We start from the raw sequence: 15606 nt of genomic DNA on the forward strand, positions 1-15606 counted from the left end.
TTGGGGCTTGATCCGGGGGCTTGTGTCGGCCACAGTGCCGCTATTGCGATGGTGATGATTAAGGCGCGACATATGAGATTCTTTGCACTGACCTGCGGGCTTTTGATGGTGGCCGGAACGGCCATGGCCGATATGACGGCACAACTTTCCGGTGGATGGGATGGGCGCAAGGTTCCGTCGGGGCAGCAATGCCGCCTGCATGGCGGCAATGGCAGTACCCCGCCGATGCGGGTCTCGGGTGTTCCAGATGGCGCGGTCTGGATTGTCGCCTATTTCAACGACAAATCCTATGGCCCGCTGTCGCGCAATGGCGGCCATGGCACCATCGGATTTCCGGTGCGGGGCGCGACAACCGATCTGCCGGCTGTGCCGGGCATGAGTGCCGAATTGCCGGGCGGCGCGCGGGTATTCCAGGCAGCGCGGTCCAGCGGAGATTATGCAAGCGCGGGATATCTGCCGCCCTGTTCGGGTGGGCGCGGCAACCGCTATACTGTCGACCTCAAGGCAATCGACAAAACGGGCAAGGTGCTGGACGAAATCACGAATTTCGACATTGGCAAATACTGAGCCCGCTCAGCCGTCGCGCCACCTGCCGGGATCGAGGCCGTCAAGCGACCAGTCGCCGATCCGCCACCGCACGAGGCGCAGGGTCGGGTGCCCGACATGGGCGGTCATGCGCCGCACCTGCCGGTTGCGCCCCTCGGATATGGTGATCTCCAGCCAGCGATCCGGCACCGATTTGCGATAGCGCACGGGCGGGGTGCGCGGCCATAACGCGGGCGGGTCTATGCGGCGCACCCGCGCGGGCCGTGTCGGCCCGTCCTTTAGCGTCACGCCGTGGCGCAGCGCGTCGAGCGCGTCGTCGTCGGGCGCGCCCTCGATCTGCACGAGATAGGTCTTTTCGGTCTTGAATCGGGGCGAGGCGATGCGCGCCTGCAACTTGCCATCATCAGTCAGCAGCAAGAGCCCCTCGCTGTCGCGGTCCAGCCGTCCGGCGGGGTAGACGCCGGGCAGGTCGATATGATCCGACAGCGTCGCGCGGGGGCTGTCGCCATTGCCCTTGTCGGTGAATTGCGACAGCACTCCGCAGGGTTTGTTAAAGAGGATCAGGCGGGCCATGCCCTCTGATGCCCCAAGAAGCGGCCCCGCCGCAAGCCTCAGTTATGGCCGGGCCAGAGCCCCTCGCGCACCTTGTAAGTCCATGGCAGACCCGCATTGCGCCAGCCGTTCACAGCGCGCACACCGGCGTCGTTCTTGTCACCCTCGAACCCGTCCACCACGTTGTAGAGCGTGACATCGACCCCGGCCTCGACCAGCTTGCCGATTGCCGCCGCACTGCGCGAACCCGAGCGACACATGATCATCAGCGTCTCAACACCCTTGGCCGCATCGCTGGCCAGCCAGGTCTCTATTTCCGCCACGAAAGTCGGGTTGTCGATCATCTTGTAAACGCCTTTCTTGGCGTCGAAACCAAGATCGGGGTCAATGAGTTTCAACGGGATATTGGCGGCGGCTGGCACCGGATAGCCGATCAGCATGGTCTCGGACGGGGTGCGCACGTCGATGAGCGCGACATTGGACTTGTCGCCCAAGATACGCCCCGCCTCGGCGGCGGTGATGTAGAGGCCGGGCGCGGTCTGCTTGCTCTTGCTCAGGTCTTCGACGGCGACAGGCTCTTGCAGGGTGAATGTCTCGGCCAACGCCGTGTGAGGGGCGAGAGCGAGGCTCAGCGCCACCAAAGCCGGGGCCGCGAGACGAGGCAGGAAAGTCATGGCATGTCTCCCTATATATTCTCTATATAGAATATATCTTGGCGCGTCCCGGCTGGCTTTGACATGGATCAAGCGCCGCAGGGCGGTGTCCCGGCCGCGGGACGCGGGAAAATTCCTCGAGCGAAGAATTTAGATCAAGAATTTCAGGATGAAATTCCTGGATCTCTTACCCGTTTCCTCCACCGTCGAAGCGTGCCGCATCGGCCGCTGCGCGGCGGATGGCGTTGGATTTGTGCACCGTTTCCATATATTCCGCCTCGGGGTCGCTGTCGTGCACGACGCCGCCCCCCGCCTGAATATAGAGCGTCTCGTCCTTCACCACCGCCGTGCGCAGGGCGATGCAGACATCCATGTCGCCACCGGCGCTGAAATAGCCGACGCCGCCTCCATAGACGCCGCGTTTCTCGGGCTCCAGCTCGTCGATGATCTGCATCGCGCGAACCTTGGGCGCGCCGGAAACCGTGCCCGCAGGCAGGCCCGCCAATAGCGCCGACAGCGCATCCTGATCCTCGGCCAGTTCCCCCACCACGTTCGACACGATATGCATCACGTGGCTGTAGCGTTCGATGATGAATTCCTCGGTCGGGCGCACCGTGCCGATGCGGCTCACGCGGCCGGCATCGTTGCGGCCCAGATCGAGCAGCATGAGATGCTCGGCCAACTCCTTTTGATCGCTCAGCAGATCGGCCTCGAGCGCGCGGTCCTCCTCGGGCGTGGCCCCCCGGGGCCGGGTGCCCGCGATGGGGCGGATGGTGACCTGATTGCCGAACACCCGCACCAGGATCTCGGGCGAGGCGCCGACAACCTGAAATCCGCCGAAATTGAAGTAGAACATGAAGGGCGACGGGTTGGTGCGCCGGAGCGAACGGTAGAGCGAAAAGGGCGGCTGCCGGAACGACTGGGACCAGCGTTGCGAGGGCACCACCTGAAAGATATCGCCCGCGCGGATATATTCCTTGGCTTTTTCGACCGCCGCCTTGTAGCCCTCGCGGGTGAAATTCGACACCGGTGCTGCGTCTTCATGCGCCTCGCCCAGATTGCGGCTCGCCTGCGGCAGGGCGCGTTCGAGATCGCGCACCGCGTCCATCACCCGCTCAGCGGCCTGCGCATAGGCCGCGCGCGCCGATTGGCCGCTGCTGACCCAGGCGGGGGCGACCACGATCACCTCGCCCTTGACCCCATCCAGCACCGCCACCACCGAGGGGCGCTGCATCACGGCATCGGGCAGGTTCAGTGCGTCGGGTGGTACATCGGGCAGGTGCTCGACCAGCCGGATCATGTCATAACCAAGATAGCCAAAGAGCCCCGCGCTCGCGCCAGGCAGATCCTCCGGCAGGTCGATGCGGCTCTCGGCAATGAGCGCGCGCAGGTTGCCCAGCGGGTCGCCCTGCTGGTCCTCGAAGGCGTCGGGATCGAAGCGCGCAGCGCGGTTGATGCGGCTTGAGGTTCCGTGGCACTGCCAGATCAGGTCGGGCTTCATGCCGATGATCGAATAGCGCCCGCGCACCTCGCCGCCGGTGACCGATTCGAGCATGAAGGCATCGCGCGCCGCGCCCGTCAGCTTGAGCATCAGCGACACCGGCGTATCCAGATCGGCGGCAAGGCGGGTATGCACCACCTGGTTTTCCCCCGCCTCATAGGCGCGGGAGAAGGCGTCGAAGGAAGGGGTCAGGTCCACGCGGCGCGATCCTCAGTTGAAATTGGCATGCACGGCGTTGAGCGCCGATTGATCAAGCTCGACCCCGGCACGGGCGCGGATGTCATTGGCGAGGATCTGGAAAATATCTTGCCCCAGATCGGATGCAACCTGATCGCGCAGCGCGTTGCGCAGGCGGTTCATCTCCTCGTCTTCCTCGGCGGGGGGCGCGATACTGTCGAGGCGCAACACGAAGATACGACCCTCGCCCTCGATCACCTGCACCTCGCCTTCCTCCATTGCAAAGACACGCTCGATGAATTCGGGCGGCGCGTCGGCACGGTAGTCGCGGCGCGTCATGTCGGTGATCTCGGTGGCCTCAAGGCCCAGATCCGCAAAGCTTGCCCCGTTGCGCAGGTCTTCGAGTTGCGGCGCGATCTGCGTGGCAAGTGCTTCGGCGGTGGCCCCTTCCCGCCAGCCCGCTCGCACCGCCTCGCGGACATCGGACAGCGGCAGGATGCGCGGTTCGTCGATTCCGTCGAGGCGCAGTGTGAAGATGCCACCATCCTCCATACGCTCGACCGCCGGGTAATCGCCCTCCCGCACCGCCTCTGCGGCATTGCGGAAGGTGGCATAGCCCGCTATCCCCTCGGCCAGATCCGGATGCCAATCGACCGTGCCAAGCGCCAGTTCCGTTTCGCGCGCCACATCCTCGATCGTCGCACCACCGGCCAACAGATCGTCGACCTGCTCGCTGATCGTGTCGATCACGCGGCTGGCGCGGTCGCGGGCCATGGTCTCGCGCAGTTGCGGCTCGGCCTCATCGAAGGAGGTGACCTGCGCCGAGAGCACTCCGTTGATCCGAAAAAGCGCCGGGCCGAGGCTGGTTTCGACGGGCCCCACGACATCGCCCGAATCAGCGGCAAAGACCGTATCGGCGGCCGCGCCCAGATCGTCGGCGCTGACATCGCCCATATCGACATCCGCCATCTCAAGCCCGCGTTCGGCAACCAGCATCTCGAAGAGCACGCCATCGTTGAGCCGCGCCTTGGCGTTTTCCGCGCGCTCCGGGTCGGAATAGACCAGACGCTCCACCAGACGGCGCTCGGGCTGGTTGAATTCTGCGGAGCGGTCCTCGTAGGCGCGGCGCAGGGCATCTTCGGGCACCTCGACGGTATCGACAATCATCTCGGGGGTCACCCAGGCATAGGTGATCGACTTGGTCTCGGGGGTGGTGAAGTCGGGAAGGTGGCTTTGGTGGTAGCTGCGCAGATCCTCTTCGGAGGGCACCGGCAGGCCGCTTTCGAGATCGCTGCGGTCGAGCGTGGCAAAGGCAAGGCTGCGACGTTCGCCGAGGTAGGTCATCATCGTGTCCATGTAGGCGGGTGGTGCCTGTATCCCGGCCACGGCGGCGGCCTGAAGCAGTGTTGCCGCGGTCTCGGCACGGATGTTGGCCTCGAACTCCGCCTCGTTCAGCCCGGCCTGTTGCAGGGCAAAGGCATAGGACTCGCGATCGAAACTGCCATCGAGGCCGGAAAAGGCGGACATGCTCAGGATTTCGTCGCGCAGTACCTCGTCGCCCACCGAAATCCCGAGGCGCGCGGTCTCATGCTCCAGCGCGGCGCGCGAGACAAGCTGCCCCAGCACCTGCTGATCGACGCCCGCCGCCCGCGCTTCGGCAAAGCTGAGGCTTTCGCCGCGCTGCGCCTCAAGCGCGCGGATTTCGTTCTGCAATGCACGCGCATAGGTGGTGACGTCGATCTCGGCATCTCCGACCGAGCCGATGCTGCGCACATGGCCCGAGAGGTTGGTCACGCCAAAGCCGCCCAATCCGATGATGAGAAGCCCCATCAGCACCCACATCGCACCCTTGGATATGCTCTTGCCCGCCATCTCGGCCCCCTGTCAGCCCGTGTTGCACCGCGTGTCGTTGCGGTTATCTAAGCGTTGCACCGGGACGGGGCAAGACCCCGGCCTCGGCACGCCTGTCACGCGCCGCGATAGGGCTCCACATATTGCAGCGCCATGTCCCAGGGAAAGAAGATCCACGTGTCCTGGCTTACCTCGGTGATGAAGGTCTCGACCTGCGCGCGCCCCATCGGCTTGGCGTAGACGGTCGCGACATGTGCGCGGGGCAGGTGCTGGCGCACCACCTCGAGCGTGCGGCCGGTGTCGACCAGATCATCGACAATCAACACGCCCGCGCCGTCGCCCATGATTTCCATGTCCGGCGATTTGATCACCACCGGTTCGGTCTGGGTCTGGTGGTTGTAGGATTTGACGCTGATCGTATCGACGGTGCGGATATCGAGTTCACGCGCGACGATCATCGCGGGCGCCATGCCACCCCTTGTGATCGCCACCACCGCGCGCCAGCCGCCCTCGGGGGCCTCGCCCTGCAACCGCCAGGCCAAGGCCCGCGCATCGCGATGCAACTGGTCCCAGCTCACGTGAAAGCCTTTTTCATGCGGAAGACGGTCGGTCATGGCGATTACCTGTCAGTCAATAGTTTGAGCCCGAGCGCGCCCAGCATCAGCGCCGCCGCCCGGTCGATCCATGGCTTCGCGCCCATGTAGGCGCGGCGGGCAGGGGCACCGCTTAGCAACGTGGCAAAGCCCGCGTAGAACAGCCACTCCACCACCATGTGGTTAAGCGTAATCAGCGCGATCTCACCCGCCGTCAGCCCCTTGGGAAACACCACCACCAGCACCGAGGCGGCAAAGAGCACCGATTTGGGATTGCCGAGGTTGATCAGCGCCCCGTCGAGGAGCGCGCGCCCGCGCGGACGGGCCGTGCCCTCTGTCACTGGCTGACGGGCCGCGCGCCATGTGCCCCAGGCGACATAGAGTAAGTAGGCGGCCCCGCCGATCTTGAGCGTGGTATAGGCCCAAGGAAAGAGGGTGAAGAGCGCCTCCAGCCCCAGGAGTGCCGCCAGCGTCCAGAGTGCCGCGACAAACCCAAGGCCCAGACCCGCCGCAATGCCCGCGCCGCGCCCGTCCGCCAACGCCGTGCGCAGGGCAAAGAGCAGCGCCGGGCCGGGGCTGAGGATCGCGGCGGCCAGCACGGCGTTGAAAGCCAGAAGATCGAGCGCGGTCATCGGCTCGCGCTCAGGTCGCGTCGATATCGGGGGCGTCAACGGCCTTCATGCCCACGACGTGATAGCCTGCATCGACATGCAGCGTCTCGCCGGTGACGCCCGACCCGAGATCGCTGAGCAGGTAGAGCGCCGAGCGGCCCACATCGTCGTTGGTCACGTTACGACGCAGCGGCGAGTTCAGCTCGTTCCATTTCAGGATATAGCGGAAATCGCCGATGCCGGATGCGGCCAGCGTCCGGATCGGCCCGGCGCTGATCGCGTTGACGCGAATCCCGTCGCGGCCCAGATCCTCGGCCATGTATTTCACCGACGCCTCCAGCGCCGCCTTGGCCACGCCCATCACGTTGTAATGCGGCATCACCTGTTCGGCCCCGTAATAGGTGAGCGTCAGGGCCGCGCTGTCCGGTCCCATCATCTTTTCGGCGCGCTGCATCACGGCGGTGAACGAATAGACCGAGATGTCCATCGTCATCAGGAAATTGTCGCGGCTGGTGTCCACGTAGCGGCCGCGCAATTCGTTCTTGTCGGAAAAGCCGATGGCATGGACCACGAAATCGAGCCCGTCCCAATGCTCGCCCAGGCTGGTGAATAGTTGGTCGATGGAATTCATGTCAGCCACGTCGCAAGGCAGCACGATGTCCGATCCAAGCTCTGCAGCGAGCGGGGCCACGCGTTTCTTGAGGGCGTCGCCCTGGTAGCTGAAGGCCAGTTCCGCCCCTGCCTCGGCGCAGGCGCGCGCGATACCCCAAGCGATCGACTTGTCATTGGCGAGCCCCATGATCAGCCCGCGTTTTCCTGTCATGAGTGTGTTCGACATTCCCAGCCCCCGCCACGATGATTTTTCTGACCTTTAGGTGATCGGGGGGATTGCATCAAGGGCCAGACGGTATCACCTCGACTCTGTTCAACGCAGCAAAACACGCTATTGTGATCACGAACAGGTGATTTGGCGGATCGGACAAGGCTGAAATGGAACGAAACGGTATCTTCGCGGGCGATGACCCATTCGAGATCGTGCGCCGCTGGCTTGATGCTGCGGAGGAGAGCGAGATCAACGATCCCAATGCCGTCGCGCTTGCCACGGCGGATGCGGATGGTCTGCCGAATGTGCGCATGGTGCTGCTCAAGGAGATCGACGCGGACGGGTTCGTCTTCTACACCAACTACGGGTCGGCCAAGGGCAGGGAGCTTGAGGTCAATCCGCAGGCCGCGATGGTGCTGCACTGGAAATCCCTGAGGCGACAGGTGCGGCTGCGCGGGCATGTGACGCGCGAAGAGGGACCGCAGGCAGATGCCTATTACGCGTCCCGGTCGCTCAAGAGCCGATTGGGGGCCTGGGCCTCGCAGCAGTCGCAACCACTTGGCTCGCGCGCGGCGCTGATGGCGGAGGTGGCCAGGGTGACGGCGCAAAAGGGTTCCAACCCGCCGCGCCCTCCGTTTTGGGGAGGGTTCAGAATTACACCAGTGGAGATCGAGTTCTGGGCGGATGGCAAGTTCCGTTTGCACGATCGCTTCGTCTGGCGTCGCACGACACCCGGTGAAAGCTGGAAAATCGAGCGTATCAGTCCATGAATTTCACGTTGCGTGAAATGCAAATAATTGAATTTAAGTTATATTTTTGTCTTGCATGCGGGGACGAATATAGCGCAAGTCTTAACGCGGTCTTAGGGGTGAAGACGCTTAGGTAGGGTACGGTGGCAGGAAAAGAGAACGAAATCCGAAGAGTTAAGGGGCGCGTCAAGTGGTTTGACCCGGTCAAGGGATTTGGCTTTGTCGTCACCGACGAGGACGAGGCAGACATTCTGTTGCACGCCAACGTGCTGAGAAACTTCGGGCAAAGTTCGATCGCAGATCGGGCGGGGATCGAGTTGGATGTGCAGCAGACCGAGCGCGGCCGACAGGCCGTCGAGGTGCATGCGATAGAGCCGCCCGACGATCTGGAAGAGCCCGGCCTGAGCGATTTGCAGGACATAGATGTTGAAGAGATTCGGTCCACACCGCTGCTTCCGGCGCGGGTAAAGTGGTTCGACAAGGGCAAGGGCTTCGGGTTTGCCAACACCTTCGGGTCCGACGAGGACGTTTTCGTGCATATCGAGGTGCTGCGGCGTTCCGGACTGGCCGATGTGCAGCCCGGAGAAGCGCTGGCCATTCGCGTGATAGATGGTAAAAGAGGGCGAATGGCAACAGAGGTCTGCGGATGGGAAACAGCGGTAAAATTGTCAAGGGACTAGGGCTCGCGCTCTTTGCTTGCTGGGCGGGTGCCGCACAGGCGGAGCCCTGCCGAGAGGACGCCGCGATCCTGCGCAGCGATGCGGGCATGGTGCGGTTCCGGGTGGAACTGGCCGACGACGCAGCCGAGCGGGCGCAGGGCCTGATGAATCGCGAAACGCTGTCGCCGAGCGCGGGCATGCTCTTTGTCTACCCCGAACCCAAGCGCGTGGCGTTCTGGATGAAGAACACGCTGATCCCGCTCGACATGATCTTTCTCGATGCCAGCGGCACGGTGCAAAAGGTGCATCACGACGCCAAGCCACATGACGAGACGCCGATCTTCGGCGGAAACGCGATACAGAGCGTGCTGGAAATCAACGGCGGTCTCGCGCGCAAGATCGGCATCGCGGAAGGCTGGGAGTTGCGCCACCCGGCGATTGATCAGGACGTGGCGGCCTGGTCCTGCGGCGAAAGTCAATAACACCGCGCCATCCGGCGTTTTGCGCTTTTCAAGCGCGCGTTACGACGCTAGATACGGGCGCGTGGTCCGGGGCGTGGCGCAGTCTGGTAGCGCACCTGTTTTGGGTACAGGGGGTCGTGAGTTCGAATCTCGCCGCCCCGACCACTTTTCGCACAAGGTGTAGACCGCGTGCTCGGCGTCGCAACATGTTGAGTGTGCAGCATGGTTTCACCCGCCCCAGGGGCGCTGTGCACTCGCCTGACTTAAAGCAATCTGCCAGCTTCGCACGCTAAATCCCGATGATCGCAGGGCTTCTCTGATCCTGGGGGTTCCGTTGCATTGGTGTGCCCCTCTGTGGATGAATCACCAGGGTGCCAGACGGGATGTGATGCCTTTGGATAGTCAAATCCTTTTTGTGAGAAAAATGCCAAATTTTCCGTTGACCGGATAGGGCAACATACGTCAGGTTGTGTAAACGGGCAGCAAGACCACAAGATATAGTGATCGGCCCGGGCAGGGACAACCGACCCAAACCTCGACATAGCCGGAACGTCACCGGGCACGACTTGCGCCGCAGATCACTCGGGCGGTGCGCCAGTCACTTTGTGCCCCATGCGCGTCAGCGGCCACTCACACTAGGGCCACACGGCCCACGAACCACATTGCTATGGGGCAGCCAGATGAAGATCGAACGTAAATTCACCACCGCCGGACAGGATGCCTATGCTGCGCTGGACTTCGTGACCGCGAGTTCCGAGATCCGCAATCCCGACGGTACGACGGTCTTCAGACTCGACGAGATCGAAGTCCCGGCAGGCTGGAGCCAAGTGGCGAGCGATGTGATTGCGCAGAAATATTTCCGCAAGGCCGGTGTGCCCAACAAGCTCGAAAAGGTGGCCGAAGACGGCGTGCCGGAGTTCCTGTGGCGCGCAAAGCCGGCCAAGGACAATGACGGCTTCGGCGGCGAAACCTCGGCCAAGCAGGTCTTCGACCGGCTGGCCGGTGCCTGGTGCTACTGGGGCTGGAAGGGCGGCTACTTCACCAACGAATCCGACGCCCGCGCCTATTTCGACGAGATGCGCTACATGCTGGCCCGCCAGATGGCCGCCCCCAACTCGCCGCAGTGGTTCAACACCGGCCTGCATTGGGCGTACGGCATCGACGGCCCCGGGCAGGGCCACTACTACGTCGATTTCGAGACCGGCGAGCTGACCAAATCCGCCTCCGCCTACGAGCATCCGCAGCCGCATGCGTGCTTTATCCAGTCGGTCAAGGACGATCTGGTCGGCGATGGCGGCATCATGGATCTCTGGGTGCGCGAGGCGCGGCTGTTCAAATACGGCTCCGGCACCGGCACCAATTTCAGCAGCCTGCGCGCCGCCAACGAGCCGCTCTCGGGCGGCGGCAAGTCCTCGGGCCTGATGGGCTTTCTCAAGATCGGCGACCGCGCGGCAGGCGCGATCAAGTCGGGCGGCACCACGCGCCGCGCCGCCAAGATGGTGATCTGCGACGCCGATCACCCCGATATCCAGGAATTCATCAACTGGAAGGTCAAGGAAGAGCAGAAGGTCGCCAGCATCGTCGCAGGCTCCAAGATGCACGAGCTGAAGCTCAATGAGATCTTCGCCGCGATCCGCGCCTGGGATGGCAGCACCGAGGATGCGGTTGATCCCAAGAAGAACGCGCAGTTGAAATCCGCCATTCGCGGCGCGAAACAGGTGCAGATTCCCGAAACCTACGTCAAGCGCGTGCTGGATTATGCCAAGCAGGGCTATGGCAGCATCGAGTTCCCGACCTATGACACCGATTGGGATAGCGAGGCCTATGCAAGCGTCTCTGGCCAGAACTCCAACAATTCCATCCGCGTGACGGACGCCTTCCTAAAGGCGGTCGAGAATGACGAGGATTGGGCACTGATCAACCGCACCGATGGCTCGGTCTCCAAGACCATCAAGGCGCGTGATCTGTGGGAGGATGTGGGCCACGCGGCCTGGGCCTGCGCCGATCCGGGCATCCAGTATCACGACACGGTCAACGCCTGGCACACGTGTCCCGAGGACGGCGAGATCCGTGGCTCCAACCCGTGCTCGGAATACATGTTCCTCGACGACACCGCCTGCAACCTCGCCTCGATGAACCTGCTCAAGTTCTACGTGGACGGACAGTTCGACGCCGACGCCTATGTGCATGCCACCCGGCTCTGGACGCTGACGCTGGAAATCTCGGTGACCATGGCGCAGTTTCCCTCCAGGGAGATCGCGCAGCGCAGCTATGATTTCCGCACGCTTGGCCTTGGCTACGCCAATATCGGCGGCCTGCTGATGAACATGGGCTATGGCTATGACAGCGACGAGGGCCGCGCGCTCTGCGGGGCGCTGACGGCAATCATGACCGGCGTCTCCTATGCGACCTCCGCCGAGATGGCGGGCGAGTTGGGTGCCTTCGCGGGTTACAAGAAAAACGCCAAGCACATGCTGCGCGTGATCCGCAACCACCGTAACGCCGCCTATGGCGCGACCGAGGGCTATGAGGCGCTCGCCGTCAAACCCGTGCCGCTCGACCACAAGAGCTGCCCCGATGCCGGCCTCGTCGATTTGGCGATGGCAAGCTGGGATGAAGCGCTGAAACTGGGCGAAAAGCACGGCTATCGCAACGCGCAGGCCACCGTGATCGCGCCCACCGGCACCATCGGACTGGTGATGGATTGCGACACGACGGGCATCGAGCCCGATTTCGCGCTGGTAAAGTTCAAGAAACTGGCCGGGGGCGGCTATTTCAAGATCATCAACCAGTCGGTGCCCGCCGCCCTTGAAAAGCTGGGTTATGGCCCGGCGCAGATCGAGGAAATCATCGGCCATGCCGTGGGCCACGGCACCATCGGCAACGCGCCCGGCATCAATCACACCTCGCTGGTCGGTCACGGTTTTGGCGAGGCGGAATTGGCCAAGGTCGATGCAGCACTTGGCTCTGCCTTCGATATCCGCTTCGTGTTCAACCAGTGGACGCTCGGCGCGGAGTTCTGCACGCAGGTGCTCGGCATCCCGACCGAAAAGCTGAACGATCCGAGTTTCGACCTGCTTGCGCATCTGGGCTATTCCCGTCGCGAGATCGACGCCGCGAATGACCATGTCTGCGGGACGATGACGCTGGAAGGCGCGCCGCATCTGCGGCAAGAGCATTATCACATCTTTGATTGCGCCAATCCCTGCGGCAAGACCGGCAAGCGCTATCTCGGTGTGGACAGCCACATCACCATGATGGCGGCGGCGCAGTCGTTCATTTCTGGGGCGATCTCCAAGACGATCAACATGCCCAACGACGCCACCATCGAAGATTGTCAGAAAGCCTATGAGCTGTCGTGGTCCCTCGGCGTCAAGGCCAACGCGCTCTACCGTGATGGCTCCAAGCTCAGCCAGCCGCTGGCATCGGCGCTGGTCGAGGATGATGACGAGGCCGCCGAGATCCTTGAATCGGGCTCGGCGCAGGAAAAGGCCGCCGTTTTGGCCGAGAAGGTCGTCGAGAAGGTGGTGATCAAGGAAATTGTCCGCTCGAACCGTGAAAAGATGCCGCAGCGCCGCAAGGGCTACACGCAAAAGGCCATGGTCGGCGGGCACAAGGTGTACTTGCGCACAGGTGAATATGAGGATGGCCAGCTTGGCGAGATCTTCATCGACATGCACAAGGAAGGTGCCGGGTTCCGCGCGATGATGAACAACTTCGCCATCGCGGTGTCGGTGGGCCTGCAATACGGCGTACCGCTTGAAGAATTCGTCGATGCCTTCACCTTCACCAAGTTCGAGCCCTCGGGCATGGTGCAGGGCAATGACAGCATCAAGAACGCCACCTCGATCCTCGACTATATCTTCCGCGAACTGGCGGTCAGCTATCTCGACCGGACGGATCTGGCACATGTCAAACCCTCGGGCGCATCGTTCGACGATCTGGGACGCGGCGAAGAGGAAGGTGTGAGCAACATCAAGGAGATGTCGGGTGACGCTGCCTCGCGCTCGCTGGAGGTGCTCAAGCAGATCAGCTCCACCGGCTACCTGCGCAAGCGCCTGCCACAGGAACTTGTCGTGTTTCAGGGCGGTCAGGCCACCGGCACCACCGGCTTTCACGGCAGTGATGCCGAGGCGGCACTGCAAACCCTCGTTCCCGAGACGGTGCAGGCCAACGTGGCGTCGGTGTCGGCCACGTCGACCACTATGTCGATGGACGCCCGCACCAAGGCCCGGATGCAAGGTTACGAGGGCGAGGCCTGCGGCGAATGCGGCAACTACACGCTGGTGCGCAACGGCACCTGCATGAAGTGCAACACCTGCGGATCGACAAGCGGGTGTAGCTAAGCAAATTGAGGGTTGGGGATCGGTGTTAGCGCACCGACCCCCGGCTTTTCCTCAGCGAAACTCTGTACGGGCTGAGGAATAACCAAGTTCGACCCTGTAGGGCCGATACATGTAGCGGAAACACGGTAGACTGATGGGATCAATAGCGTGCGGACTTACTCACAGACTTGCCACCAAGAAATGCTCGCAGGCTGTGGATAAACTGAAAGGAGACCTAAGATGTCTCACAAAACTGATGGCACCTACACGGTGCAGTTCAAAAGCGCCCAAGATTGGGGGGCTGGAGTGATAACCCTGAAAGACCTGCAACTCACCGGCGGTGACTCGGGCTACATCTTCACTGGCTCTTTTCGCGAGGTCGGTTCTCGACTTGCGGGCACAGTGAAGGTGGAACAACACGTGGCAGGGTATCCTTCTATTTTTGGCCACTCTGTGGGCCAGGTGTTTGATCTGGACCTTGACGGTCAATTCGACGGTGATGTGGTACTGTTCAATGGTCACGTGCGTGGGCAAGATCACCTCGAGATTCAGATTCAGCTGTCGAGGGCTAAGCCTCTCGCGGCGGAGTGATTGTAAGGTTCAGGGGCGGGTGCGCTCGCCCCGGACGCGGATCGGAGACAGGCAACAACCATAATCGGGCAGTAAATCAACATCCCGATCCGCGAACCTGAGGGGGCCCTGTGCCCCCTCTTTTTCTTTTGCGGCCCCCGGCGGTCAATTTTATCGCCCGGAATCGCGTTGCGCTGACCCGGCAGGCCTGTACCCTGCGCGCAATTCACCAGAGGAGGCCCCGCATGATCACTGTCAACCCTGAGAGATTTCTGGCCGACCTGCACCGGTTGCGCGAATTCGGCGCGGCGGGGGTGGGCCGCGGCGTGGTGCGCCCGGCCTTTAGCGCGCCCGACATTGCCGCGCGCGAATGGCTGGCCGAGGAGATCCGCGCGGCGGGGCTTACCCCGCAATTCGATCCGGTGGGCAGTCTCTTTGGTTTGGCCGAGGGCAAATCGCTCTTGATCGGCAGTCACAGCGACAGCCAGCCCGAGGGCGGCTGGCTCGACGGGGCGCTTGGTGTCATCGCGGGGCTGGAGATCGCGCGCGCGAGTGTCGAGGCGGGTGGGCCACCCGTGTCGGTCGTCTCGTTTCAGGATGAGGAGGGGCGTTTTGGCGTCACCACCGGCAGCGCGATCTGGTCGGGCAACCTGAGCCTTGAGGACGCCGACCGGCAGACCGACCGCGAGGGCGTGAGTTTCGCCGAGGCGCGCGCGGGCATGGCGCATCTGGCGGCGGATTTCGTCGATCCCGCACGGTTCAGCGGCTTTCTGGAAATGCATATCGAGCAGGGCCCGTGGCTCGAACAGGCGGATGAGGCGGTCGGGGTCGTGACCGATATCGTCGGCATCCGCGACATGCGGATCACGCTCGATGGCCAGCAGAACCATGCGGGCACCACGCCGATGCACCTGCGGCGCGACGCGTTCCAGGGATTGGCGCGGTTCAACAGCCTGATCAACGAGCGGTTCCGCAACGTGGTGACGCCGCAGACGGTCTGGACCATCGGCCATGTGCGGCTGCATCCCGACGCGCATTCGATCGTGCCGGGGCAGGCGGTGTTTTCGGTGCAATGGCGCGATGGCGACGGCGACCGTCTGCGCCGAATGGAGGAAATCATTCGCGAAACCGCCGCCGAGGTGGCCGAGGAAATGGGGCTTGGGCTGAGTTTCGGCGACATGCTGGGGCTGGAGCCGGTGCCGATGGATGGGCATTTGCGCGCGGCGCTGTGCGACAGCGCCGAGGCCGTGGTGCCGGGCCGCTGGCGGCAGATGCAATCGGGCGCGCTGCATGATGCGACCAATGTGTCGCGGCTGATGCCCGCCGCGATGCTGTTCGTGCCTTCGATCGACGGGATCAGCCACGCCTTTGCCGAGGACACCGCCGAGGCCGATCTGGTGGCGGGGCTTGAGGTGCTGGCGGGGGCGGCGGCGCGTCTGTGATCGTTTGAACCGCGTCATCGTCCGGCTTGACCGGAGGATCTGTTGGAGAGCGGTCCTGAGATCAAGCCCGGGGATGGCAGGGGGATGCATGAC

General features: G+C 63.1%; 14 protein-coding genes and 1 tRNA gene. 8 read left to right on the plus strand and 7 right to left on the minus strand.

Going from position 1 to position 15606, the window contains the following annotated elements; translation table 11 throughout:
* Positions 1-72: 72 nt before the first annotated feature.
* On the plus strand, positions 73-567 hold the full coding sequence (locus BHD06_RS02400; RefSeq protein ID WP_254892280.1) for a hypothetical protein: 495 nt from the start codon (positions 73-75) through the stop codon (positions 565-567).
* Positions 568-573: 6 nt separating this feature from the next.
* Here the strand turns inward: BHD06_RS02400 and BHD06_RS02405 are convergent, their stop codons facing one another.
* The 7 genes from BHD06_RS02405 to fabI form a co-directional block, all read right to left on the minus strand.
* The gene (locus tag BHD06_RS02405; RefSeq protein WP_080455360.1) at positions 574-1119 is read right to left on the minus strand and encodes a pseudouridine synthase; all 546 of its coding nucleotides are present in this window, start codon (positions 1117-1119) and stop codon (positions 574-576) included.
* A gap of 38 nt (positions 1120-1157) precedes the next feature.
* A complete protein-coding gene (locus BHD06_RS02410) occupies positions 1158-1772 on the minus strand; it encodes a sulfurtransferase (protein ID WP_080455361.1) in 615 nt (204 codons plus the stop codon).
* Between the two features lie 166 nt (positions 1773-1938).
* Positions 1939-3450, minus strand: coding sequence for an anthranilate synthase component I (trpE, locus tag BHD06_RS02415; protein ID WP_080455362.1), 1512 nt, complete (start codon positions 3448-3450; stop codon positions 1939-1941).
* A 12-nt stretch (positions 3451-3462) separates the two neighbouring features.
* Positions 3463-5301, minus strand: coding sequence for a peptidylprolyl isomerase (locus tag BHD06_RS02420; RefSeq protein WP_080455363.1), 1839 nt, complete (start codon positions 5299-5301; stop codon positions 3463-3465).
* A 95-nt stretch (positions 5302-5396) separates the two neighbouring features.
* Positions 5397-5894, minus strand: coding sequence for a xanthine phosphoribosyltransferase (gene gpt / locus BHD06_RS02425; protein ID WP_080455364.1), 498 nt, complete (start codon positions 5892-5894; stop codon positions 5397-5399).
* A gap of 5 nt (positions 5895-5899) precedes the next feature.
* Positions 5900-6505, minus strand: coding sequence for a LysE family translocator (locus BHD06_RS02430; protein WP_080455365.1), 606 nt, complete (start codon positions 6503-6505; stop codon positions 5900-5902).
* A 10-nt stretch (positions 6506-6515) separates the two neighbouring features.
* The gene (gene fabI / locus BHD06_RS02435) at positions 6516-7322 is read right to left on the minus strand and encodes an enoyl-ACP reductase FabI (protein ID WP_080455366.1); all 807 of its coding nucleotides are present in this window, start codon (positions 7320-7322) and stop codon (positions 6516-6518) included.
* A 152-nt stretch (positions 7323-7474) separates the two neighbouring features.
* Between fabI and pdxH the strand changes: the two genes are divergently transcribed.
* The 7 genes from pdxH (at position 7475) to BHD06_RS02470 (ending at position 15513) form a co-directional block, all read left to right on the plus strand.
* Positions 7475-8077 (plus strand): pyridoxamine 5'-phosphate oxidase, encoded by a 603-nt coding sequence (pdxH, locus tag BHD06_RS02440; protein ID WP_080455367.1) that lies wholly within the window; start codon positions 7475-7477, stop codon positions 8075-8077.
* 122 nt (positions 8078-8199) lie between these two features.
* A complete protein-coding gene (locus BHD06_RS02445; protein ID WP_080455368.1) occupies positions 8200-8736 on the plus strand; it encodes a cold-shock protein in 537 nt (178 codons plus the stop codon).
* Positions 8703-9197, plus strand: coding sequence for a DUF192 domain-containing protein (locus tag BHD06_RS02450; protein WP_080455369.1), 495 nt, complete (start codon positions 8703-8705; stop codon positions 9195-9197). Before BHD06_RS02445 ends, BHD06_RS02450 begins: the two co-directional genes overlap by 34 nt.
* A 67-nt stretch (positions 9198-9264) precedes the next feature.
* Positions 9265-9341: transfer RNA gene (locus BHD06_RS02455), tRNA-Pro, on the plus strand.
* Between the two features lie 515 nt (positions 9342-9856).
* A complete protein-coding gene (locus BHD06_RS02460; protein ID WP_080455370.1) occupies positions 9857-13522 on the plus strand; it encodes a vitamin B12-dependent ribonucleotide reductase in 3666 nt (1221 codons plus the stop codon).
* A 219-nt stretch (positions 13523-13741) separates the two neighbouring features.
* Positions 13742-14092, plus strand: a complete 351-nt coding sequence (locus BHD06_RS02465; protein WP_080455371.1) for a GrlR family regulatory protein — start codon at positions 13742-13744, stop codon at positions 14090-14092.
* 224 nt (positions 14093-14316) lie between these two features.
* Positions 14317-15513 (plus strand): hydantoinase/carbamoylase family amidase, encoded by a 1197-nt coding sequence (locus tag BHD06_RS02470; RefSeq protein ID WP_080455372.1) that lies wholly within the window; start codon positions 14317-14319, stop codon positions 15511-15513.
* Positions 15514-15606: the final 93 nt, after the last annotated feature.

Source organism: Roseovarius sp. A-2 (genome assembly GCF_002072155.1).
In the GTDB taxonomy this organism is placed as follows: domain Bacteria; phylum Pseudomonadota; class Alphaproteobacteria; order Rhodobacterales; family Rhodobacteraceae; genus Roseovarius.

Bases quoted from the DNA above. Each gene is read 5' to 3' on its own strand.
- BHD06_RS02460 (WP_080455370.1), top strand. From the start codon at position 9,857: ATGAAGATCGAACGTAAATTCACCACCGCCGGACAGGATGCCTATGCT.
- BHD06_RS02420 (WP_080455363.1), bottom strand. From the start codon at position 5,301: ATGGCGGGCAAGAGCATATCCAAGGGTGCGATGTGGGTGCTGATGGGG.
- BHD06_RS02470 (WP_080455372.1), top strand. From the start codon at position 14,317: ATGATCACTGTCAACCCTGAGAGATTTCTGGCCGACCTGCACCGGTTG.
- pdxH (WP_080455367.1), top strand. From the start codon at position 7,475: ATGGAACGAAACGGTATCTTCGCGGGCGATGACCCATTCGAGATCGTG.
- BHD06_RS02430 (WP_080455365.1), bottom strand. From the start codon at position 6,505: ATGACCGCGCTCGATCTTCTGGCTTTCAACGCCGTGCTGGCCGCCGCG.
- BHD06_RS02405 (WP_080455360.1), bottom strand. From the start codon at position 1,119: ATGGCCCGCCTGATCCTCTTTAACAAACCCTGCGGAGTGCTGTCGCAA.
- BHD06_RS02400 (WP_254892280.1), top strand. From the start codon at position 73: ATGAGATTCTTTGCACTGACCTGCGGGCTTTTGATGGTGGCCGGAACG.
- BHD06_RS02465 (WP_080455371.1), top strand. From the start codon at position 13,742: ATGTCTCACAAAACTGATGGCACCTACACGGTGCAGTTCAAAAGCGCC.
- BHD06_RS02410 (WP_080455361.1), bottom strand. From the start codon at position 1,772: ATGACTTTCCTGCCTCGTCTCGCGGCCCCGGCTTTGGTGGCGCTGAGC.
- fabI (WP_080455366.1), bottom strand. From the start codon at position 7,322: ATGTCGAACACACTCATGACAGGAAAACGCGGGCTGATCATGGGGCTC.
- BHD06_RS02450 (WP_080455369.1), top strand. From the start codon at position 8,703: ATGGGAAACAGCGGTAAAATTGTCAAGGGACTAGGGCTCGCGCTCTTT.
- gpt (WP_080455364.1), bottom strand. From the start codon at position 5,894: ATGACCGACCGTCTTCCGCATGAAAAAGGCTTTCACGTGAGCTGGGAC.